Genomic DNA, 567 nt, shown 5'->3' on the forward strand with positions numbered 1-567 from the left:
CGGTGTGTCGATGCATAACAAGGTCGTCAACGCGGACAAAAAACTGTTGGCTGTTACGCTTCGCTTCACATTTTAGCCAACAATTTTTTGCCGGTTACAACGGCGTTATATTTTACGGAGAGTCCGCAGATAATGGATGATGTTTATACAAATAATCAAGCCGAAATAGTTGAGTATGGTCTAGATAAAATCGATGCCAATGAGACTGTAGAAGTTAACCTAAAAGACTTGATGTATGTTTATTGAACTCTCCAAGAGTACATGCGTTTTTTTCACCAACCTGCACATTATCCTGAACTAAGTAATATTAAAGATTTCCTTGGTACAGCTGATAACCCAGCTGGGTTTCACATTCTAAATGAAGCGGTTTATGAGAAAATGCGTGATATGTTTCCTGAACGTATTAACGAGATGTTTAGTGAAGGTGACTTTGATTGCCCTAAACTACCAAGCTATTACAATGAGAATAAGTAAAATATAACAAACGCTTCAACCAAGGACGCAAAACAGCAGGCTTGCGCTCCTTCGTCGCTAATTTTAGCCTGCTATTTTGCGCCGGTTAAGCGA

The 567-nt window shown here is 39.5% G+C and carries 1 protein-coding gene; it reads left to right on the forward strand.

Annotated elements, in window-relative coordinates:
* The first annotated feature begins 261 nt into the window (after positions 1 to 261).
* Positions 262 to 474 (forward strand): hypothetical protein, encoded by a 213-nt coding sequence (locus tag ACGHEH_RS21725; protein ID WP_390449873.1) that lies wholly within the window; start codon positions 262 to 264, stop codon positions 472 to 474.
* Positions 475 to 567 lie beyond the last annotated feature (93 nt).

Origin of the sequence: Pseudoalteromonas sp. MTN2-4 (assembly GCF_042848605.1) — a bacterium.
Taxonomy (GTDB): Bacteria; Pseudomonadota; Gammaproteobacteria; order Enterobacterales; family Alteromonadaceae; genus Pseudoalteromonas.

Bases quoted from the DNA above. Each gene is read 5' to 3' on its own strand.
- ACGHEH_RS21725 (WP_390449873.1), top strand. From the start codon at position 262: ATGCGTTTTTTTCACCAACCTGCACATTATCCTGAACTAAGTAATATT.